The 20,775-nt window shown below is 57.9% G+C and carries 19 protein-coding genes; 6 read left to right on the top strand and 13 right to left on the bottom strand.

The features are described 5' to 3' along the window. The first annotated feature begins 39 nt into the window (after positions 1–39). The 4 genes from ACNKU7_RS04125 to ACNKU7_RS04110 all read left to right on the top strand — a co-directional run bounded on the left by ACNKU7_RS04125 (position 40) and on the right by ACNKU7_RS04110 (position 2,869). Positions 40–1,284 (top strand): EAL and HDOD domain-containing protein, encoded by a 1,245-nt coding sequence (locus tag ACNKU7_RS04125; protein WP_418295700.1) that lies wholly within the window; start codon positions 40–42, stop codon positions 1,282–1,284. A gap of 165 nt (positions 1,285–1,449) precedes the next feature. Continuing rightward, a complete protein-coding gene (locus ACNKU7_RS04120) occupies positions 1,450–1,836 on the top strand; it encodes an energy transducer TonB (protein ID WP_418295699.1) in 387 nt (128 codons plus the stop codon). A gap of 245 nt (positions 1,837–2,081) precedes the next feature. Then, complete coding sequence (locus tag ACNKU7_RS04115) at positions 2,082–2,468, top strand: energy transducer TonB (protein WP_418295698.1); 387 nt, start codon at positions 2,082–2,084, stop codon at positions 2,466–2,468. Between the two features lie 152 nt (positions 2,469–2,620). Further along, entirely contained in the window at positions 2,621–2,869 is a 249-nt protein-coding gene (locus ACNKU7_RS04110; protein WP_418295697.1) for a DUF2164 domain-containing protein, read from the top strand. Positions 2,870–2,931: 62 nt separating this feature from the next. On the opposite strand, the gene ACNKU7_RS04105 is transcribed toward ACNKU7_RS04110, so the two are convergent. The 13 genes from ACNKU7_RS04105 to motA form a co-directional block, all read right to left on the bottom strand. Next, complete coding sequence (locus ACNKU7_RS04105) at positions 2,932–3,633, bottom strand: RNA polymerase sigma factor FliA (RefSeq protein WP_418295696.1); 702 nt, start codon at positions 3,631–3,633, stop codon at positions 2,932–2,934. Between the two features lie 252 nt (positions 3,634–3,885). Beyond that, positions 3,886–5,979 (bottom strand): flagellar biosynthesis protein FlhA, encoded by a 2,094-nt coding sequence (flhA, locus tag ACNKU7_RS04100; RefSeq protein WP_418295695.1) that lies wholly within the window; start codon positions 5,977–5,979, stop codon positions 3,886–3,888. Next, the gene (flhB, locus tag ACNKU7_RS04095) at positions 5,976–7,112 is read right to left on the bottom strand and encodes a flagellar biosynthesis protein FlhB (RefSeq protein WP_418295694.1); all 1,137 of its coding nucleotides are present in this window, start codon (positions 7,110–7,112) and stop codon (positions 5,976–5,978) included. Before flhB ends, flhA begins: the two co-directional genes overlap by 4 nt. A gap of 373 nt (positions 7,113–7,485) precedes the next feature. Next, complete coding sequence (cheZ, locus tag ACNKU7_RS04090) at positions 7,486–8,178, bottom strand: protein phosphatase CheZ (RefSeq protein WP_418295693.1); 693 nt, start codon at positions 8,176–8,178, stop codon at positions 7,486–7,488. Between the two features lie 39 nt (positions 8,179–8,217). Then, positions 8,218–8,604, bottom strand: a complete 387-nt coding sequence (gene cheY, locus ACNKU7_RS04085; protein ID WP_418295692.1) for a chemotaxis response regulator CheY — start codon at positions 8,602–8,604, stop codon at positions 8,218–8,220. A gap of 22 nt (positions 8,605–8,626) precedes the next feature. After that, positions 8,627–10,387 carry a methyl-accepting chemotaxis protein gene (locus tag ACNKU7_RS04080; protein WP_418295691.1) on the bottom strand — a complete coding sequence of 587 codons (1,761 nt, stop codon included), beginning with the start codon at positions 10,385–10,387 and terminating at the stop codon, positions 8,627–8,629. 49 nt (positions 10,388–10,436) lie between these two features. Next, on the bottom strand, positions 10,437–11,492 hold the full coding sequence (locus ACNKU7_RS04075) for a protein-glutamate methylesterase/protein-glutamine glutaminase (protein ID WP_418295690.1): 1,056 nt from the start codon (positions 11,490–11,492) through the stop codon (positions 10,437–10,439). 151 nt (positions 11,493–11,643) lie between these two features. Then, positions 11,644–12,477 carry a CheR family methyltransferase gene (locus tag ACNKU7_RS04070; RefSeq protein WP_418295689.1) on the bottom strand — a complete coding sequence of 278 codons (834 nt, stop codon included), beginning with the start codon at positions 12,475–12,477 and terminating at the stop codon, positions 11,644–11,646. 5 nt (positions 12,478–12,482) lie between these two features. Further along, a complete protein-coding gene (locus tag ACNKU7_RS04065; RefSeq protein ID WP_418295688.1) occupies positions 12,483–14,111 on the bottom strand; it encodes a methyl-accepting chemotaxis protein in 1,629 nt (542 codons plus the stop codon). Between the two features lie 6 nt (positions 14,112–14,117). Further along, a complete protein-coding gene (locus ACNKU7_RS04060) occupies positions 14,118–14,612 on the bottom strand; it encodes a chemotaxis protein CheW (RefSeq protein WP_418295687.1) in 495 nt (164 codons plus the stop codon). Between the two features lie 13 nt (positions 14,613–14,625). Beyond that, complete coding sequence (gene cheA / locus ACNKU7_RS04055) at positions 14,626–16,743, bottom strand: chemotaxis protein CheA (RefSeq protein ID WP_418295686.1); 2,118 nt, start codon at positions 16,741–16,743, stop codon at positions 14,626–14,628. After that, positions 16,743–17,615, bottom strand: coding sequence for a flagellar motor protein MotB (motB, locus tag ACNKU7_RS04050; RefSeq protein WP_418295685.1), 873 nt, complete (start codon positions 17,613–17,615; stop codon positions 16,743–16,745). Before motB ends, cheA begins: the two co-directional genes overlap by 1 nt. Beyond that, a complete protein-coding gene (gene motA / locus ACNKU7_RS04045; protein WP_418295684.1) occupies positions 17,612–18,475 on the bottom strand; it encodes a flagellar motor stator protein MotA in 864 nt (287 codons plus the stop codon). The genes motB and motA overlap by 4 nt, the downstream gene beginning before the upstream one ends. A 258-nt stretch (positions 18,476–18,733) precedes the next feature. Between motA and ACNKU7_RS04040 the strand changes: the two genes are divergently transcribed. Both ACNKU7_RS04040 and ACNKU7_RS04035 read left to right on the top strand, forming a co-directional pair. After that, entirely contained in the window at positions 18,734–19,426 is a 693-nt protein-coding gene (locus ACNKU7_RS04040; RefSeq protein WP_418295683.1) for a glycerophosphodiester phosphodiesterase family protein, read from the top strand. After that, on the top strand, positions 19,410–20,615 hold the full coding sequence (locus ACNKU7_RS04035) for a glycerol-3-phosphate dehydrogenase/oxidase (RefSeq protein ID WP_418295682.1): 1,206 nt from the start codon (positions 19,410–19,412) through the stop codon (positions 20,613–20,615). Before ACNKU7_RS04040 ends, ACNKU7_RS04035 begins: the two co-directional genes overlap by 17 nt. The last annotated feature ends 160 nt before the right edge of the window (positions 20,616–20,775 follow it).

Below are 20,775 nucleotides of genomic sequence, written 5' to 3'. Positions count from 1 at the left end.
TGCTGCTGCGCTTTCGAATATCACTAAGGAGTCCACAGCGTGACACCAGTTGGTCAAGCAATGAGTGACGACACCCTGGACGTACTGCTGGCCTGCCGGCCGGTATACACCCGCAATCAGGATGTCGCCGCTTTTGAACTACTTCTGCAGGGCGAGCGCGGCAACAAAAGCGCCACCCTGAAAGAACTGGAAACCAGCAGCCCGATCATCCTCGGCAACTACAACCAGGTTTACCAGCAAGGGAAAACCAAGCGGGTACCGGGCTTCCTAAAAATCACCGACGATGTGATTTTCGCCACCGTGCTGCCGGATCTGCCACAGAAGCACTACATACTGGAAGTGGGCGACGACGTACTGCTCACCTCAGAGCGGGTGGAACGCCTGCGGGACATGGCCAAACGGGGCTACCGCATCGCGCTGTCGAGTTACGATCCGGAAGATACCGAGCTGGATGCAATGCTGGACGTTGCTCACATCGTCAAGCTCGATACCCGCACCATGAACGACGACCAACTGCGGGCTGCAGTAAACAAGCTGCGTGCGCATGGCGTGGAAACCCTGGCCGACAACCTGGACACCAAGGCTCGCTTCACCGCCTGCCTGGAACTCGGGTTTACCTACTACCAGGGCGACTTCCTCAGTGCTCCGGAGCCGGTGAAAGGCAAAAAGATCAGTGGCAACAAAGTCCTGCTACTGGAGCTGCTGAGCGAACTACAGAACCCCGCCGCATCCCCGCTCAAACTGGAAGAAATCGCACTTCGCGATGCCAAGCTGACCTACCGTATCCTCAAGCTGGTGAATTCTGCCGCGGTAAGCCTGCACCGGGAGGTGAACTCCATTTCCCACGCCATCGGCCTGCTGGGCATGAAAGAGATCCAGCGCTGGGCAAGCCTGTTCCTGATCGAGGGGGAACGTGGCAAACCGGAGGAGCTCACGCGCAAAATGCTGGTGCGCGGCCGTATGTGTGAAGTTCTCGCAGAGGTGTGCGGCAACCGCAATGCCAGCGATAGCTTCATCGTTGGCTTGCTGTCCCTGCTCGACGCGATAATGGATATCTCCATGGCAGAGCTTATGCAGCAGGTTCCCCTGAACCAGGACGTAAAAAATGCCCTGCTCACACGCGCCGGCGATCTCGGGCAAATCCTGAACGAAGTCGAACTGTATGAAAACGGCGCATTCTCCCAACTGAAACTGGTCGGCAGCTTGCCCATTTACGAGACGGCCTACCGGCACAGCGTAGCCTGGGCACGCCAGGCACAGCAGGCCCTAACCGGCGAAGATTAAAAAGACCTGAATCCTCTCACCCCAGTGGTTAACCCGCTCTGGATATTCCAGGCGGGTTTATCCTGCCCTTACGCTAAAGTCCCGAATGTTCCCGCCGATAAATTCCCCTGTGGGCATTTTTTTGCCCGCCGCCCAAGAAGCTAATTATTAAATCGGGAACCAACAATGAAAGCTTTACATTTTGCCCTGGCCCTGCCGCTACTGGCAGCGAGCCTGTCCGTCGATGCCGCACCGCGCCTTACCGGTGTGAAGCAGCAGGGCGTGTCTGACCAGTACGAAATCATCCTCACAAAGCACACCATTAAAAATATTCGCTACCCGAAACGGGCCCAGGTAAAGGGTTGGGAAGGCGATGTGCTGTTGCAAATCAGCATCAACCAGCACGGCGAGGTGCAGGATATTCAGGTTGTGGAGGAATCAAGCTACTCCAGCCTGAACCGCGAAGCCCTGCGCAGTGTGGAACGCGCCAACCCATACCCCGCCATCCCCGCGTCGCTGGGCACCGACAAGTACAGTTTCACCGTACCAATCAGCTTCAAGCTCGCAGGCTGATCTGAAAAAAAGGGCGGCCAACTGGCCGCCTCGCACTATTTTCGGCCCGGTGAATATCTATCCGCCTCGCTAAAAGAGCGAAACATCATTCTGCGTTCACTTGGCCAGCCAATGTTCGTATTCCAGTCGGGATTCCCCGGCGCTCTCGGCTAAAGTCTCAACCCGTTCCGCCGATAACTCCACTACCGGGCGACCAGCCTGCGTCCACTGCGCCACAATGCCAATCATTAAATAGGGAACAGACAATGAAAGCTTTACATTTAGCCCTGGCACTGCCGTTAATAGCGGCGAGCCTATCCATCGACGCCGCACCGCGCGTCACCGGTGTGAAGCAACAGAGCGCCGCAGACCACTATGAAGCCACCATTACCCGCCATACACTGAAAAATATCCGCTACCCGCGGCGCGCAAGGGCAGAGGGCTGGGAAGGCGAGGTGCGTCTGCGTATCAGCCTCAACAAGAACGGCGAGGTAAAGGACATTCAGGTAGTGGAAGAATCCAGCTACTCCAGCCTTAACCGCGAAGCCCTGCGCAGTGTTGAACGTTCAAACCCATATCCTGCAATACCGTCGGCTCTGGGTGCCGACGATTACAGCGTTACCGTACCGATTTACTTTAAACTCGAAGGCTGACCGGTTTGACGGCGGCTTTTTGGCCGCCGTCTTTGCTTTACCTGGTACCATTACATCAAAGTACGCTCTTTTAAATGCAGCCTGACTCGTTGTACTGTCAACCCGATATATCAGTTATTGCCGTACAAACAATCAACGGATCCGTTCAAACCATGAAAGAGATAGAGTTTTCAAAAGCACAGAAGGAGCTCATGGTCAGCAAACTAAAAGCGTACTTTAATGATGAGCTGAATCAGGATATCGGGGGATTTGAGGCTGAATTTTTTATAGATTTTATTGCGAAAGAGCTGGGGCCGTACTTCTACAATCGAGGCCTTTTCGATGCCCAGCAGGTTTTCCATGAAAAAATGGAAGAACTGGGCTACATCATACAGGAGCTCGAGAAACCGGAAGGATACTAGACTGGTTTCCTCTCGCCATTGTTGCTGCTTTCTGCTTATGCAGGCTGGCGGTGGATTCATGGTTATCCATTACCAAGCCGGGCCCGCAGGCGCTTCACTGCCTGACTGTGCAACTGGCAGACCCGCGACTCGGTAACCCCAAGCACCACGCCAATCTCTTTCAGGTTCAGTTCTTCCTGGTAGTAGAGCGCCATCAATAGCCTTTCACGCTCTGGCAACGCCTCGATCGCGGCTATGAGACCTGCACGCTGCTGCTCATCCAGTAGCGCAGCAAATGGCGAAGGAGGAGCACCGGGCCCGGCTTCGGGCTCACCGCTCTCTTCAACCACCTCCTCAAATGCGAGCAGGTTCCCACTATTCGTATCGCTCAACAGCTGGTGGTACTCACTGAGGGAAACGCCCATTTCCGCTGCGACCTCCCGCTCCTCCGCAGGGCGGCCCAGGCGCTGCTCCAACCGGCGCAGCGCCTCTTCGAGCTGCCGGGCATTGCGCCGCACGCTGCGCGGCACCCAGTCGCGGGTGCGCAGCTCATCGATCATGGCACCGCGAATACGCTGATTGGCAAAGGTAGAAAAGGTTGCGCCGGCATTCGGATCAAAGCGTTGCAGCGCATCAAGCAGGCCGACGGTGCCGGCCTGGATCAGGTCATCAAGGTCAATACCGGCTGGCAGTTTGACCTGAAGTGAAAGGGCCTGCCGGCGCACAGCGGGAAGATGTTCTTCCAGCAGGCTATCCCGGTTGATGGTTCCCTGAGCTGTATACATTCGATTACCCGGTTTGCCCCTTTAGAGGCCTTTTTTCTTTTCGCGGAGCTCCGATGGGCCAAGGTGATATATAGCCACCGGTACCGAGTCCATTATTTGCCGTTGTTAAGAATTGAATGCGGGAAATAAGCGGAAATGATTGCGCCTATTCATCCGTTAACAGGTTTTCCCGAACCCGTTTTCTGGTTGACGAAAAACACTGCGGGGTTGCTGGCATAGCTCCACCGCCTGTTCCTGAAACGCCACCAGGGTTCATGCCCCGGCCACCATGCGGTCGCCGATGACATTGGTTATTCTCAGGATCCGGTCGTCCGGAATTTCCGCCTGCGACAGCACCGCGAGATGACGCAAACGGCGGCGCAGGAAATGGGCCAGCAGCGGCCGCAGGCCGTGACGTACAACCAACACCGGGGGATCGCCGGCGGTTTCCTGACGCTCGATGGCTGCCGAGGCCTGCGCCATCAAGGTATCGGCGAGACCAGGCTCCAGTGCACCGCCACCTTCCAGCGCCTGCGACAGTACCTGTTCAAGCTGGCCGTTTAATCCCATTACCCGCAGCTCTCCGGTTCCAGGAAACCATTGGTGGGCCAACACGCGGCCCAGGGCAAGACGTACTCTGGCGGTGAGCTCATGGATGTCACCCGGTTGCTCGCCCTGGTCTGCCAGGGTGTCGAGAATGGAGCGCAGATCGCGAATTGGAACATCCTCGTCCAGCAGGTTCTGCAGGATGCGCTGCAGCGTAGTGAGAGAAATCGTTTTCGGCACCACTTCTTCCACCAGACTTTTGTTTTCGCCAGACAGCTTATCCAGTAGCTGCTGCACTTCCTGCCGGCCAAGCATTTCTGCACAGTGGCGATGCAACAGGTGATTGAAGTGCGTCGCCACCACAGTGCTCGCATCCACCACGGTGTAGCCGTAAACCTGCGCCTGTTCGCGCTGCTCCTGCTCGATCCACACCGCGGGTAAACCAAATGCCGGTTCTTCGGTGACAGCCCCCTGCAATTCGCCACTAACCTGGCCCGGATTGATTGCGAGCCATTTCCCCGGATAGGCTTCGCCGCGGCCTACCTCGGCTCCTTTCAGGGTGATGACGTAGGTGTTGGGGCTGAGTTCCAGGTCATCGCGGATGTGTACAACCGGCGGCAGAAAACCGACGTCGCGGGCGAATTTCTTGCGCACACTTTTGATCCGCCCCAACAATTCGCCCTGCTGACGCTGATCCACCAGGGAGATCAAGCGATGCCCCACTTCCAGGCCGAGGGTGTCAATCAGTTCAACATCATCCCAGCTCGCTTCCGGTGCTTCCTGCGCAACCGGTGCTTCTGCCTCTATGTGTTCGCGCACAATTTGTTCTTCACGGCGCCGCCCCATAAGCCACGCGGTACCAGCCAGCGCTGCGGTGAACAGCAAAAAGACGAAGTTCGGCATGCCAGGCACCAGGCCGAGCAGTCCCATGACACCGGCCGCAAGGTAAAGTACCCGCGGGTTGGTGAGCAGCTGTCCAATCATCTGCTGGCCCACATCCTGATCGGTGTTCACGCGCGAAACGGTGACACCAGCTGCCGTAGAGATCACCAGTGCCGGGATCTGTGCAACCAGGCCGTCGCCGATGGTGAGCAACGTATAGGTGCGCGCGGCGTCGCCAAATGACATGTCGTGCTGCATGGTGCCGATCAGCAGGCCACCGATGACGTTCACCGCCATGATCACCAGACCCGCCACCGCATCGCCGCGTACAAATTTACTGGCACCGTCCATCGAGCCGTAAAAATCTGCCTCCTGCGACACTTCTTCACGGCGCCTGCGCGCGTCTTCTTCTCCGATCAGGCCAGCATTCAGATCGGCATCAATCGCCATCTGTTTGCCCGGCATCGCGTCAAGCATGAAGCGAGCGCCCACTTCGGCGATACGCCCTGCACCCTTGGTGATCACCATAAAGTTGATCACCACTAGGATCAGGAACACGACGAGGCCAACCGCAAAATTTCCCCCCACCAGGAACTGGCCAAACGCCTCAATTACCTTGCCCGCCGCGGCACCACCGCTATGCCCCTCCATCAGTACTACGCGTGTGGATGCCACATTGAGCGCCAGGCGCAACAGCGTGGTGAAAAGCAATACTGCGGGAAAGGCAGAGAAATCCAGTGCACGCAGGGTGAACATACTGACCAACAGCACCATCAGAGACAGCGCAATGTTGAAAGTAAAAAACAAATCCAACGCGAACGGTGGCAGCGGCAGGATCAACATCGACATAATCAACATGATCAGCACTGGCCCAGCCAGTACCCTGCCCGCAGGCAGTGACAGTCCACTATTGCCGAAAGACCGGGTCAAAGATTTCATGGATTCACCTCCAATTCTTCGGGAACCGGCAACTCGACCGGCGCGGGGGGCGGGCTGCCGCCCTCATCCCGGGCGCGGCGCAAGCGCATCGCCCAGGCGAGGACTTCGGCCACCGCGGTATACAGGGGCGCGGGGATTTCGTGTTCGAGATCCACATGGCGATATAGCGAACGTGCCAGCGGCGGTGCCTCAAGCCGTGGAATATTGTGCTCGTCTCCCAGCGCGCGAATGCGAGCGGCCACAGCCTCAACACCCTTGGCCACAACCCGCGGTGCACTCATCTGGTTTTCGTCGTAACGCAGGGCCACGGCATAGTGGGTCGGGTTGGTAATAATGACATCGGCTTCGGGAACCCGGCTCATCATGCGATTGCGAGCCATCGCCTGCTGCTGCTGACGGATTCTTGCCTTGAGCTGCGGATCGCCTTCACTCTCCTTGAATTCACGGCGAATCTCCTCCTTGCTCATCCGCAGTTTTTTCCCGTGGTTCCATAGTTGGTAAGGCGCATCAATGGCCACTACCAAAATGAGCGAAAATGCCATCAACCCGCAGGCCTGAACCGCGAGGCCCAATGCCGAAGCCATCGCGCGCTCGGTACCGAGATCCATCAACGCGAGAAACTCTCCGCGCTTGCTGTGCAGGAAAAATGCAAGCACCGCACCGACAAGCAGGGACTTGGCGATGGCTTTGCCCAGTTCCGCCAATGCCTGGCTGGAGAACAGGCGCTTGAGTCCCTTGAGGGGATTAAGTTTTGAGAACTGCGGCTTCAGTGACTTGGCCGAAATCAGGAAACCGCCGAGCAGGTTCGGTGCTGCCAGCGCTACCGCTGCCAATACCGCGAACAGGGGTAACAGTGCCAGCAAGGCATGGGTTAGCAAGTTGCCTGCACTGCTCACCATCACCACTGGGTCAAATACCCGTTGCCGGTCAAACAGAAAGGATTGCTCCATCACCAGTCCGACCTGGGTAAACAGCGCGGGCCCCAGCCCCCACAAACCGCCCAGGCCGGCCCATAGCAGCATGACTGTCGCAAGCTCGCGGGAACGCGCCACCTGGCCCTCTTCGCGCGCTTTTTCCAGGCGTCGGGGTGTGGCCGCTTCTGTCTTGTCCTGATCCTGGCTGTCGTCGGCCATCTCGGCATCCGGTGATTCTCGGGTGCCGGCCATTGTCGGCCAGAGGTGAAAGGACTAAAGGAAGAATAAGCGGTGTTTGTGGGCGCTAATTCGCGCTACCCACAAGCGATTGAATTTAAGCGGTAGTGAGAAGGTGCGCTTGGGCGCACTCCAAAAGGCGTGATATTAAAATGGGCATCCTAGCCCGAGAACATCTTCACCTGCGATGCCGCTGGCGGTAACCCGAGCCGGCAATACAGGCGAAGCGATCTGCTATCAGTCCGTGAAAGTCCATCCTTGGATACTCCGTCCCTGGAGTTTCCATAACACTAAAGACCAGGGAAAGGCCGGGTAAAGCAGGCGGCCCGCGTGGCCCCTCAGCCACCAGGTGACGTCAGAAACCCAGCTCTTCCAGTAGATCGTCAACCTGATCCTGGCTGCTCACAACGTCATCGCCCTCCGGTTTGATCTGCGGGCCATTCACCAGCGAGGCCTCCTCGCGGCGCTTATTGTCTGCCGCAGAACCGTCTTCCAGGCGACGTTTGAACGCCTCGCGCTCATCGCCCTCGGGTACGCTTTCCAGCAATACCTGCAGCAACTGCCGCTCGACTTCCTGGATCACTTCCATCATTTTCTTGATGACCTGTCCGGTCAGATCCTGGAAGTCCTGCGCCATCAGGATTTCCAGTAATTCCTTGCTGGTTTCCCGCGCCATGCCAGGGACAGCTCCGAGATACTCCCGTGTTTCGCGCACCAGTTCGCGCGCTTCATCCAGTTCCACCGGCTTTTCAAACCAGGCCTGCCACTGGCGATCCAGTGCTTCCGCGCGCGATTCGATCTCGTTCTGGATCGGTTGTGCGCGATCCACCGAGTTAAGTGCACGCTCTGCGGCCTGTTCGGTCATGGACGCGACGTAATCCAGCCGCGCGCGCGCATCGGGGATGGCCTTAGCGGCCTTTTCCACTTCCTTGTCGAGACCCAGCTCACGCATGCTGTCCCGCAGCATTCTGGTCAGCTGGCCGATGCGCAATACCAGCTCATCGTTGTGGCCGCAGTCAAAACCAGCTGACGGTACTTCGTTAATCATCATCAGTTTCCCTCACGGGTGCAGGCGGGTTACAAAACCTTATTTGCCCAGCTTCTCGAATATTTTATTGAGTTTTTCTTCCAGTGTTGCTGCAGTGAACGGCTTGACGATATAGCCGTTCGCACCCGCCTGCGCTGCGGCGACGATGTTGTCCTTTTTCGCTTCCGCGGTCACCATCAAAACCGGCAGCGCCTTGGTGGCGTCGTTGGCGCGGATCTGTTTCAGCATATCCAGGCCGTTCAAATTGGGCATATTCCAATCCGAGACGATAAATTCAAAACCGCCCGCATTGATTTTAGCCAGGCCTTCCTGACCGTCTTCCGCTTCATCCACATTGTTAAAGCCGAGCTCTTTGAGCAGGCTGCGGATAATACGTCGCATGGTGGGGAAATCATCTACCACCAGGATTTTCATATTTTTGTCCATGACTACTTCTCTCGCTTGAGGGTCAAAATTCTTCCCACTCGTCTTCACCAGCCAAAGCCGGCTCCTGCTCTCCCCGCTCTGAGGAAGAATTCTTTTTCACCGCGACCGTGTCGCGTTGCTCGTTTCTCACCACCTGCGGACGTGATACATGCTCCTGGGACGATGCACCGGCTTCCCGTTCTCCCTCTTCCACATAGCCGGATCCACCTTCATCCGCCTCCGTTGTCAGGCGGAAAATGGCTACAGCTTCTTCCAGTCTGCGCGCCTGGGCTTCCAGGGAAGCCGCAGCCGCGGACGCCTGTTCAACCAGCGCCGCATTTTGCTGGGTGGATTCATCCATCTGGCTGACCGCGCGACTTACCTGTTCGATACCGCTGCTCTGCTCCTGAGACGCTGCGGAAATTTCATCCATGATGTCAGTCACACGCTTCACCGCGTCCACAACTTCTTTCATGGTCTCCCCGGCCTGGGCCACCAGGGATGCCCCCTCTTCCACTTCCCCTACCGAATTTTCAATCAGCGCCTTGATCTGGCGTGCGGCATCCGCACTGTTGCCGGCGAGATTGCGCACTTCACCGGCTACCACGGCAAAGCCGCGTCCCTGCTCCCCAGCGCGCGCGGCTTCCACTGACGCATTCAGCGCGAGGATATTGGTCTGGAAGGCGATCGAGTCGATCATGCCGGTAATGTCCGCTACCTTGCGGGAGCTCTCGGTTATGCCCTGCATTTTGCTGGAAACCTGCTGCATTACCTCGCCACCGCGGGTCGCGGTGCCGGAAGCGTCGTTGGCGAGGCCACTGGCCTGGCGCGCATTGTCGGCATTCTGTTTTACCGTTGCGGTGAGCTGTTCCATGCTCGTCGCAGTTTCTTCCAGTGACGCCGCCTGCTGTTCAGTACGTGCGGAAAGATCGACGTTGCCTCGGGCGATTTCCGATGAGCCGTTGTAGATCGAGTTACTTCCGGAACGCACCTGGGTAACAATACGGCTGAGACTGTTCTGCACATCGCGCATGGCCTGGAAGAGTTTTCCAATTTCGTTCCTGCCATGATCATTGATGGGGCGCGAAAGATCCGCCTGGGCGATGCTCTGGAGGTTTTCCATCGCCTCCCCCAGGGGCCGCACGACTATGTTGCGTAACAACATGTAAATAAGCGCCAGGATTACCGCGATTACGATCACTACCAGTACGCCAACATTGGCATAAAAGCCGGTTGTTTCCCGGTAGTCCTGCATAAGTTCTGCACTGTGTGTGCCGGCGTTATCCAGCAGTGACAGCAGTGCCGCATTAAGGTCGTCGCTGAATACACTCAGGTCTTCCTTGCGCTCGTGGTAGCTCTCAAGATCGGGTTTTTCCGGTAGCAGGAGCTGGTATTGAGCCTCGACTTCGCTGAGCATATCCGCAAAGACTTCCTGCAATTCTGCGAACTGTTCTGCTTCATTTTCATCCAGTTCCACACTACCCAATTTAGTGAACTCCGTGCGCGCGTCCTGCAGCGTCTCACCGACATCCTTGAGGTAGGTCTTGGCACTCAGACTGCGGCCACTGTCCAGTTCACCGGCGGCGAGATTGAGACCAATCATGCCCTGGTTCATTACCGAATATGCGCGGAACACATCATGCATAACCTGCACATTCACGCGGTGCAGTGTGCGGATGGATTCGTCACCCACCTGGTTGGTCGCCACACGCAGTACCACCAGCGCGCCCATCAGCAGGGTACAGCACAGTAGCACCCCGGCCACCAACGTGTTGATGTTGAGGTTTCTTATCAATTTCATCATGGCCGGCGTTACTCCTCGTCGGTAGCCCAATAACTTATGGTTTTTTAATTTAAACCCGGTGCGCACGCCCGGAAGCCGCTGCCAGCGCCAGCAGACGCGCGGCGACATTTTCGAGAGCGACTATTTCCTCCGCGGCGCCCACGGCTATCGCCTCCCGCGGCATACCAAAAACCAGCGATGTCCGCTCGTCTTGCGCAAGTGTGGCGGCACCGACATCACGCATCGCCAGCAACCCCCTGGCACCATCGCGCCCCATACCCGTGAGCAACGCGCCAATTGCATTGCGCCCTGCCACCTCGGCGGCGGACTGAAACAACACATCCACGGACGGGCGGTGGCGATTTACTGCCGGCCCGGAATCCAGGGCAACAAGGTAATTGGCACCGCTGCGGGCAAGCTTCAGGTGCTGGTCGCCAGGGGCTATATAGGCGTGCCCCGGTAGCACACGTTCGCCCTGCTCCGCCTCCTTCACCCGGATACGGCAAAGCCTGTCGAGCCTTTCGGCAAAAGAGCGGGTAAAACCACTCGGCATATGTTGCGCAATCAGGATCGCCGGGCTGTTTGGTGGCAGCGGCTCGAGTACCTGGCGGATCGCTTCAGGGCCACCGGTAGATGCACCGATGATCAGTAGCTTTTCACTGGATACCATCACGCTGTCCAGCGAACGCGGTGCAGCGGCTACAGTCGTTTCGCGGCGCGCGGGGCGCGAGCCAGCCGCAGCGCGGATCTTGTCGGCGATCAGTGCACCGTATTCCAGCAGCCCTGAACGAATGCCCAGCTGCGGTTTCGGGACAAAATCCACCGCTCCAAGCTCCAGCGCCCGCAAGGTGATCTCCGACCCCGCGCGGGTAAGCGAAGAAACCATCAACACAGGCATCGGGCGCAGGCGCATCAGGCGCTCAAGAAAATCCAGCCCGTCCATGCGTGGCATTTCCACATCGAGTGTGAGCACATCCGGATTCAGGCGCTTGATCAGATCCCTCGCCACCAATGGATCCGGCGCGACCGCCACTACTTCCATATCAGGTTGGCTATCGATGATTTCGCGCATCAAACCGCGAATGAGTGCCGAATCATCGACACATAACACTTTTATTTTTTCCATGGGTAACGTCTGCTCTCCCGCTCGCGCTACTGGCTTTCGTCGGCGTACCGCCACTAAGGTATTCATCGGCAACAAAACGACCAGCTTTAGGGGATACAGCGGTTAAAGTTTGCTGATTCCGAGAAATATCCCGGACAGCCGTCGTCGATGCTCAGGCAAGGGTGTACACCGTCTTGCCACGCAGACGGAATTTCTGAGTGATATGGGTGAAGCTTTCTGAATGCCCGACAAACAGCAGGCCGTCGCTCTTAAGCAGTGGCGCAAAGCGCTCTAGCAGACGTGTCTGGGTCGAGCGATCAAAATAGATCATTACGTTGCGGCAAAAGATTGCGTCGAAACGCTGATTGATATCCCACTGTGGCCCCACCAGGTTAAGCCGTTCAAACTGTACTAGCTTTGCAAGTTCCGGGCGTATACGGGCAAGTCCTGCCCGCGTGCCACTGCCTTTCTGGAAATAGCGGCGCAGTTTTTCATCCCCCAACTGGCGGCGCACCTGATCCACCGGATAGATCCCCTGGCGCGCCCGCGCCAAAGCCTCACTATCTATGTCGGTGGCGAGGACCTCGCCCCTTGCCTGAGGACCCAGTACTTCGTGCAAGGTCATGGCGATAGAATAAGGTTCTTCACCAGTAGAGGCGCCGGCACTCCAGACGCGAACGGGCTCTGTGCGACCGCGGAGGTGATCCGCGAGCAGCTGAAAATGATGCGACTCGCGGAAAAATGCGGTTAGATTCGTTGTCAGAGCATTGACGAACTCCTCCCAGACAGCGCCGCCGTGCCCGGATTCCAGTAACGACAGGTAATCGCCAAATCGACAAAGCCCACGCTGGCGTATACAGCGGCCAAGGCGGCTGTACACCATATCGCGCTTGTGCTCGGCAAGTACTATACCCGCGCGCTCCGCGATCAGGCTGCGGATGCGGTGGAAATCACGATCCGTCAGCTCAAGCTCGCGATGGATAATTGGCGCTGCTGCCTGGCCCACGTCCGTTAACCCGCTTTTCTCGTGTCAGCCGCGATATTATTTTCCCGCCTGACCCTGGATGTGCCGAGATTAAACACATCCATCGCTTGCGACAGTTGCGCCATTCGGTTTTGCAAAGCGACGGAGGAGTCTGCGGTGGCACGCACCAGGTCAACATTGCGCTTGGTGACTTCATCCATTTGCGAAACCGCGACATTGATGTGGCCTATACCGGTACTCTGTTCGACCGATGCGGTCGAGATCTCGCGCATAATGTCGCTTACCTGGCTGACGGACTTCACTACGCCGGCGATGGAAGTGCCGGCATGTCGCACAAGCCCCGCGCCTTTGTCCACTTCTCTGGTAGAGCTGTCGATCAGACCGCGAATTTCCCGGGCTGCGTCCGCAGAGCGGCCAGCCAGATTGCGTACTTCCTGCGCCACAACGGCAAAGCCGCGTCCGTGTTCGCCAGCGCGCGCCGCCTCTACCGACGCGTTCAGTGCGAGGATATTGGTCTGAAAGGCGATGCCGTCAATGGTTTCGATAATGGCTGCCATCTGTTTTGAGCTTGCGGTAATGCGCTCCATCGTGGCGACGATCTGCGTCATGGTCTCGCCACTGGTCTGCACTTCCAGCGAGGCGTTTTCTGCAAGGCCGCTGGCCTGGCGGGCATTGTCGGCGTTCTGTCCCACAGTAATGGTGATTTCTTCCATGCTTGAAGCCGTCTGCTGCAAGGAGGCGGCCTGCTGATCCGAACGGGAAGCCAGGTCGTCATTGCCTTCAGCGATGCTTCTCGCCGCGGGCACCACTATGGAAACACCCGCGTTGACCTCCTCCACAATACTGCGCAGGCTGCGGTGCATCACATTGAGCGCGCGCGCGAGATCCTGCATTTCTCCCGGCTCACAGGAATACGCAGTGGCGTTCAGGTTGCCCGCGGCGATCTGCAAAACAAAGTTCTGCATATCGTGCACCGGCCGTAAAATCGAGCGGCTCAGGGAGTAGCCGAGCCCCAGTACTGCAGCGATTTCCACCAGCATAAGCATGACAGACCAGGACGAGACTCCTGCGCCGGCATCAACCGCCATTTGCCAACACCAGATGGAACTGCCAATAGCCACTGCGCTTGTCAATGCAACCATGATCGCCAGGCGCACATTAACCGACGCATGCCTGGCCCGGTGCCACCAGCCCCGTGGGCCGCGAGGAATGACCTGTCCACGCAGCAATGTCATGCCTTTACCGCGTCCTTCACGTATCGCGCGGTACTGTCGCTCCGCAAGATCAATCGCGTTGCGCTCAGCCTTGAGTCGCACAGAGACAAAACCGGTAACCACACCAGACTCGATGACCGGGATAACGTGCGCGCGTACCCAATAGAAGCCGCCATCTTTACGGCGGTTTTTCACCAGGCCAATCCACACGTCGCCCTTTTTGATCGTCTGCCACAAGTTGCCGAACGCTGCCTGCGGCATGTCCGGGTGGCGAACGATATTGTGCGGCGCGCCAATGAGTTCATCGTATTGGTAGCCACTGACCTCAACAAATGCCGGATTGGCGTAAACGATATTGCCCTGTAAATCCGTTCTGGAAATCAGGAAGTGATTTTCGTGCACGGTGTATTCCCGGTTTGTCACCGGTTGATTGCTTCGCATCTAACCTTACTCCCCGGCTTCCGCTACCAGCGCCATTTCCTGACTGGTGAGCAGTTTTTCGATATCGACAAGAACCAGCATGCGCTTTTCCAGATTGCCAAGGCCACTGATGTAATCCAGCGGCAGGCTGACACCAAACTCCGGGGCAGGTTTGATCTGCTCGGCATTCAGCGTCATAACATCGGATACCCGATCCACCACGATGCCCACCACGCGGCCGGCAATATTGACTACGATGACTACCGTCTGCTCGTCATACACTGCATTGGAAAGGCGGAACTTAATTCGCAGATCCACGATTGGGACGATTACCCCGCGCAGGTTAGCCACGCCTTTGATAAAGTCCGGCGCGTTGGCAATCCGGGTGACATTGTCGTAGCCACGGATCTCCTGCACTTTGAGGATATCGATTGCATACTCTTCATCGCCGAGGGAGAAAACGAGAAATTCCCGTTCCCGCGCCGCGGCCAAATTCTTTTCTGGTGCACTGACATGACTCATGGATAGCTACCTCTTAGTGAGTGCGGGAAAGCGGAGACTGCATCGCCAACTCGTGCTGTGCCGATGCGGGCATAAATACTTGGGACTGTCCTGAAAAGGCCCCCTGCTTCTTCTTGCTCTGGTGCAGGCGATGCAGATCTGCGATATCGAGAATGAGCGCCACACGACCGTCCCCAAGAATGGTGGCTGCCGATACACCGGGCACTTTGCGATAGTTGGTTTCCAGGTTTTTGACCACGACCTGTTGCTGGCCGATCAGTTCATCCACCTGCAGCGCATAGCGTCGGCCCTGGCCCTGTACGATCACCGCAATCGCCTTCGTCGGCTCGCTGACTGCGCCATCCACATCCATCGCGGTATGTACGGATATCAGCGGCATATAGTCTTCGCGCACTTTAAGCAGCAGGTCTTCACCCGCCATCGGATACAGATCCTCCTGCCGCGGCTGCAACGACTCGATCACACCGCTGACCGGCAGCACAAATGTTTCCCTACCCACGCGTACAGACATGCCATCGAGAATCGCCAGTGTCAGCGGCAACACAATCCGCGTTGTGGTGCCCTGGCCCGGACGCGACAGAATTTCCACGTGACCGCCCATGGCTTCGATGTTGCGTTTGACCACGTCCATGCCGACACCGCGACCAGATACATCGCTCACCTCGGCAGCTGTGGAAAACCCGGGAGCAAAAATCAGCTGCCAGACATCTTCATCGCTCATATTTTCAGAGACATTGAGGCCATTAGCCTGGGCTTTGGCGAGAATTTTTTCTCGATTGAGGCCGCCGCCATCGTCGCTGACTTCAATCAGAATACTGCCGCCCTGATGCTGGGCTGAAAGCAGCAGGTTGCCGGTGCGGGATTTTCCCGCGGCTTCGCGGCGCTCCGGCGTTTCAATGCCGTGATCCAGACTGTTGCGCACCAGATGTGTAAGCGGGTCGATGATGCGCTCAGTCAGGCCTTTATCCAGCTCGGTGGATTTGCCTTCGGTGACCAGTTCGACTTCTTTATCAAGCTTGCTGGCGAGATCCCGAACCAGGCGGGGGAACCGGCTGAACACATAATCCATCGGCACCATGCGCACCGACATCACTGCTTCTTGCAGGTCGCGCGCCGTGCGCGCGAGCAGGCCCAGGCCACTGGTGAGCTTGCCGCCACGCTTGCCGTCGGCCTCCTCCGCTACCTGATCGAGCATCGACTGGGTGATCACCAGCTCGCCCACCAGGTTGATGATCTGGTCCACCTTGGCCACCGGTACCCGAATGGAAGCGCTCTCCCCATTGCCCTTAGCAGCACTGCCGGGCGCAGCACTTTTTTCACCGGCCCGGGTTGCAGGTTTGCTCACCGTCGCGACGGCTTTGCGCTCCGCTTCCGCAGCTGGCTGCTTCTGCGCCGGTGCGGACTCATCCGCGACAGGATCGGCCAACGCCGCAAGGGGTGAAATATGCAGCTGTTCCGGCTCGGCGATAAAACACATCACGGCTTCGATATCGTCACTGCTAAGTGACGATGCCAGTACGACTTCGTAGCGATTTTCATCACCGGATTCGGATTTCACCGTGCCGAGATGGGAAAGTTCATCGATCAGCAGGCGGCGATCTTTTTCCGCCACATGGAGCAACGCCACACAAAAATGGCCACTGTCCGCTGCCGGTTGCTGCACGACCGGTGTTGCCTCGACGGCAGCTTCATTAGTTACTGCAGCAACCGGGGCCTCCGCGCCGGCGACATCCGCCTCTTCACCGATCTCTTCCAGCGCCAGTTGGCGCAGGGTCTGACAAATTCTTTCCAGTGCCTCAGGGTCAGGCTCGGCACTCTGGCGATAAGCGTCCAGTTGGTCATTCAGCATATCTTTGGTTTCCAGAAATACGTCGATGAGATCGCGTCGCAAAATCAGTTCACCACAGCGGGCATAATCGAGCAGGTTTTCCAGCAGGTGTGTGGTGCGCTGCAACGCCTCAAATCCGAAGGTGCCCGCACCGCCCTTTATGGAGTGCGCTGCACGGAAGATGGCATTCAGCTGTTCCGGATCCGGGGAGTCGACATCCAGTTCCAGCAGGTGCTGCTCCATTTCTTCGAGCAGTTCGCCAGCTTCTTCGAAAAACGTGTCATAAAAATCTGTGATATCCATCATCGCTCCTGCAGTGGTTGCAGTGGCTCAGTCCGTCCGCCCGAGCGAATGCGCATGGCGGCGGCATCGCTCAAGACTTCGAGACTGATTCGTCGGTTAACAGCATCCCCCGGGTTGCTTCCCGGTATCGGTACCCGGTCACCCATGCCGATGACCCGCAACATTTTGTTGCTGTCCAATCCACCGGCGACCAGCTCCCGACGGCATGCATTGGCGCGCCCGGCGGATAGTTCCCAGTTGCTGTATCCGCTGTCACCAGCGGCATAACTGAGGCTGTCGGTATGTCCGCTGATGCTGACGGCATAGGGCAGCTCGTTCAGCAGCGGTGCCATTGCGCGCATCAGTTGCCGAAGATGGGGTGCGAGGCGGTCGCTGCCGAGCTGGAACATGGAGCGTTGCTCGGTATCCAGCAGTTGGATTCGGAGCCCCTCCGGGGTTAGTTCAAATCGCACCTGATCACGCAGTTCCCACAATTCCTGGTCTCCCTGGATAACGCTCTCGATACGAAAGCGCAGCTCCATCAGGGAGCGACGCACATCATCCGGCAGCCGCTGGGTGCGCAGGTCAACCCGCGCGCGCTCGCCGCTCACATGGGCCGGATCGGCACCACCCCCGGGAATCACGCTGGTACTGGCGCTGTCGCGATCACCATTACTGAGGGCAACCGCAAGTGGCGTGCGAAAATACTCCGCCAGACCCTGCAGCTCCTGCGGCGAGGCGTTGGAAACAATCCACAACACCAGAAACAGAGCCATCAGCGCCGTCATTAGATCCGCGAGGGCGATCTTCCAGGCGCCACCGTGATGCCCCTCGCGCACTTTGCGCGGGCGCTTTATGACGACTCGGCGATTACTGAATTTGGCGTTACTCATGCGGCGGACAGCGTCGGGCGAACGTGATCCTCAAGTTCGCCAAACGTCGGACGGTCTGAGGTATCGAGCGTTTTGCGGCCAAACTCCACCGCCAGCTGGGGGGCATAGCCGTTGAGATTCGCCAGCAGTGTCACCCTGATGCACTGGAGTACTTTCACCGCTTCCTGAACCTGGCGTTCAATGCGACTTGCGAGTGGATTGACGAATCCGTAGGCGAGCAGGATGCCCACGAAGGTACCAACCAGGGCGTGGGCAACCATCAATCCGATCTCGCCGGCGCCGGCGTCGGCGGAAGCCAGCGCCTTCACCACCCCCAGAACGGCTGCCACAATGCCAAACGCGGGCAATCCGTCACCCACTTTCAGCAGGGCATCGGCCGGAACCCGGGCCTCGTGCTCAAACGCTTCGATTTCGTGGGTCATCAACTCGTCGAGTTCAATGGGATCCATGCTGCCACTGACCATCAGCCGCAAGTAATCGGTGGTGAACCCCATGATCATCGGATCCTGAAGCAGTCGCGGATGCTCGGCGAAAATTTCGCTGTCTGCTGGCGACTCGATATCTTTCTCGATGCCGATGGCGCCGTCGCGGCGCATTTTCCACAGCAGTTTGTACTGCAGTGCCATCAGATCCATGTAGATGGTTTTGTCGTATTTGGTCGAGCGCTTCAGGCGGGACAGCGTGCGCGCGGTAGCGCGAATGGCTTTGCCGTTGTTCGCGGCAATAAACGATCCCAGGGCAGCACCGCCAATGATGAGAAATTCCATAGGCTGGTAAAGAGGCCCCAGGTGACCGCCCGACAGGGCGAAGCCTCCGAAAACCGAGATCGCAACAATTATGAACCCGACAAATATCAGCACGAAAACGGCCCTCTCACCCATACCATCTGACTATGCTATCGGCCGTTTCCAGGAGAGCTTGAGAGCAATTGAACGAATAAAACCGGAGAGAAGTTTCCCTACGCCAGAGTTAACGCTTACAAGTTGCAAGGCGCGCAGCAGGAACTATTTTCTTTTATGAGACCCGGCGGCAAGCGCAGCGCTCCAAGCGCCATTCAGGCAGTACCGCATTGCGGGTCACCCATACAATAAGCCCACTTTTACCTGGATTGACCGCGCATGCTGATTGCTCATTTAGGCGACAAGATCCACCATCCAGAGAATACTCTCGCGGCCTTCGAAGCCGCCCATGGACTGGGCGCCTGCGCGATCGCCACCGAAGTGCAGTTCAGCGAGGAGGGCACCCCCTGGTGCTTTCACGGTGAAAAACTCCAGTTCCCCGAGGCCAACGTCAGCGGTCCGCTGCACGGGTTACGCAACCCGGTTTTGCAAACTCTGCCGATCTGCCGACTCGACCAGTTAGCCGACTGGTCTACCCGTCACCGTCACCTGGAGTGGTTTGTGGAAGTCAGTGCGGCGACCCTGCAGCATATCGGCGCAGAAATGGCGATTGCCCGCATAAAAAAGGAAGTTCTGCGCAATCTAGACATGTTTGTGCTGCAGACAGACGATATTCGCAGCCTGCGTATGGCCCGCAGTATGGGTTTTGATCAGGTGGCGCTGCGCATTCCCAACGTGGCCCGCTGCCTCTCAGTCGAAGTCGTTACGCTGGCTCCCGATTACCTGCTGATCGAGCACTCCTGCGTTGACCGGCAGGAATTACCGCCGGGTCCCTGGCAGTGGGTCGTACACGAAATCAATACCGCCCAGGAAGCCGTTCACTGGCACCACCGGGGCGCCCACCACCTGCTCACCGGAAACCTGCCTCTACTGATGCGCTCCAGGGAAGCCAGCAATGTCTACGGAATATGATGTGCTGGTGGTCGGCGCCGGTATCCAAGGTGCCGGTGTAGCAGAAACCCTGACGGCTGCGGGCTATCGGGTCGCGATCCTGGAGCAGGATGCGGTGGCCTCGGGTACGTCTTCGCGCTCATCAAAACTGATCCACGGCGGTTTGCGCTACCTGGAAAGCGGACAGTTCTCACTGGTTTACGAGTGCCTGAAAGAGCGCAAGTGGCTGCTGTCGCACAAGCCGGATCTGGTGCATATGGTGCCATTCCTGATTCCGGTGTACCGCCACAGCAAGCGCTCGCCCTGGAAAGTCAGATTGGGACTGAGTATCTATGCCCTGCTGGCCGGGCTATTTGACCCCTATTCCCGCTTCAAGGCACTGAACATCTCCGACTGGGAGGAGCTGGACGGCCTCAACAGCGACGACCTGCTGGCGGTCTATCGCTACTACGACGCACAGACCGATGACGCCGCACTGACCCGCGAAGTGATCCGCACTGCCCAGCGCGGCGGCGCCGAACTCATCTGCCCCGGCAGCCTTGTAGGCGCAGAAGTTACCGACAGGTTTGTCCGCGCCGACTACTTCTCGGAAGGCCAGCTCAGCACCCTGCACTGCAAAGTACTGGTGAACTGCACCGGCCCGTGGATCGAGGAAACCAACAGCAAGTGCTCGCCGGGGGCCAATCTGCCATCGCTGGAGCTCGTGGCCGGAACCCATATCCAGGTTCCACTGAAGCTCGCAAACAAGATTTTTTACGTGGAAGCCGAAGACGGGCGCGCCGTGTTTGTCATGCCCTGGCTGGGGGAAACCCTGGTCGGCACCACCGAGCGCCCCTACCGCGGCGCCCCCGGTGAAGTGGCACCAACCCTGGAAGAAAAAGCCTACCTGCTGCGGACACTGAAACAGTACTTCCCGGAGACGCGGCCACTCCAGCTGCACGAGCTTAGCGACAGTTTCTCCGGACTGCGCGTTCTCCCTCACTCGGCATCCAGGCCGTTCGCCCGCAGCCGAGAAACCATGATCTGCACCAATGACCCCAAGCAGCCCCGCGTGGTGGCCGTGGCCGGAGGAAAGCTCACCAGCTACCGCGCGACCGCCCGCCAGGTCAGCAAAATTCTCAAGCCCCTGCTGGATGCTCCGGAGCCTCCCCCTATCAGCGAGCCCTCTGTACGCAGCCGTGAAGCCCCCACAGAAGAACGCAACAGTTAACTCAGCAGTTACAGCGTGTGGTGAGCCATGTTACTTGCGCAGACGGTAGGCATTACCACCCCGGTCACGGCCACCCCACTGGGACTCGCGGCGAACAAAGTTATAATGCGGCAAGTTTTTAATCTGTACGCCCTTCTTGCCCCTATTTATGTCTGAATCT

The sequence above is a fragment of the Microbulbifer weihaiensis genome, assembly GCF_048323715.1.
Lineage (GTDB): Bacteria > Pseudomonadota > Gammaproteobacteria > Pseudomonadales > Cellvibrionaceae > Microbulbifer.
This window is presented reverse-complemented; position numbering and strand designations above follow the sequence as displayed.

Excerpts from the sequence above, each read along its gene's own strand:
- ACNKU7_RS04120 (WP_418295699.1), top strand. The coding sequence starts at position 1,450 with ATGAAAGCTTTACATTTTGCCCTGGCCCTGCCGCTACTGGCAGCGAGC.
- ACNKU7_RS04115 (WP_418295698.1), top strand. The coding sequence starts at position 2,082 with ATGAAAGCTTTACATTTAGCCCTGGCACTGCCGTTAATAGCGGCGAGC.
- ACNKU7_RS04110 (WP_418295697.1), top strand. The coding sequence starts at position 2,621 with ATGAAAGAGATAGAGTTTTCAAAAGCACAGAAGGAGCTCATGGTCAGC.
- ACNKU7_RS04105 (WP_418295696.1), bottom strand. The coding sequence starts at position 3,633 with ATGTATACAGCTCAGGGAACCATCAACCGGGATAGCCTGCTGGAAGAA.
- flhA (WP_418295695.1), bottom strand. The coding sequence starts at position 5,979 with ATGAAATCTTTGACCCGGTCTTTCGGCAATAGTGGACTGTCACTGCCT.
- flhB (WP_418295694.1), bottom strand. The coding sequence starts at position 7,112 with ATGGCCGACGACAGCCAGGATCAGGACAAGACAGAAGCGGCCACACCC.
- cheZ (WP_418295693.1), bottom strand. The coding sequence starts at position 8,178 with ATGATTAACGAAGTACCGTCAGCTGGTTTTGACTGCGGCCACAACGAT.
- cheY (WP_418295692.1), bottom strand. The coding sequence starts at position 8,604 with ATGGACAAAAATATGAAAATCCTGGTGGTAGATGATTTCCCCACCATG.
- ACNKU7_RS04080 (WP_418295691.1), bottom strand. The coding sequence starts at position 10,387 with ATGATGAAATTGATAAGAAACCTCAACATCAACACGTTGGTGGCCGGG.
- ACNKU7_RS04075 (WP_418295690.1), bottom strand. The coding sequence starts at position 11,492 with ATGGAAAAAATAAAAGTGTTATGTGTCGATGATTCGGCACTCATTCGC.
- ACNKU7_RS04065 (WP_418295688.1), bottom strand. The coding sequence starts at position 14,111 with ATGCGAAGCAATCAACCGGTGACAAACCGGGAATACACCGTGCACGAA.
- ACNKU7_RS04060 (WP_418295687.1), bottom strand. The coding sequence starts at position 14,612 with ATGAGTCATGTCAGTGCACCAGAAAAGAATTTGGCCGCGGCGCGGGAA.
- cheA (WP_418295686.1), bottom strand. The coding sequence starts at position 16,743 with ATGGATATCACAGATTTTTATGACACGTTTTTCGAAGAAGCTGGCGAA.
- motB (WP_418295685.1), bottom strand. The coding sequence starts at position 17,615 with ATGAGTAACGCCAAATTCAGTAATCGCCGAGTCGTCATAAAGCGCCCG.
- ACNKU7_RS04040 (WP_418295683.1), top strand. The coding sequence starts at position 18,734 with ATGCTGATTGCTCATTTAGGCGACAAGATCCACCATCCAGAGAATACT.
- ACNKU7_RS04035 (WP_418295682.1), top strand. The coding sequence starts at position 19,410 with ATGTCTACGGAATATGATGTGCTGGTGGTCGGCGCCGGTATCCAAGGT.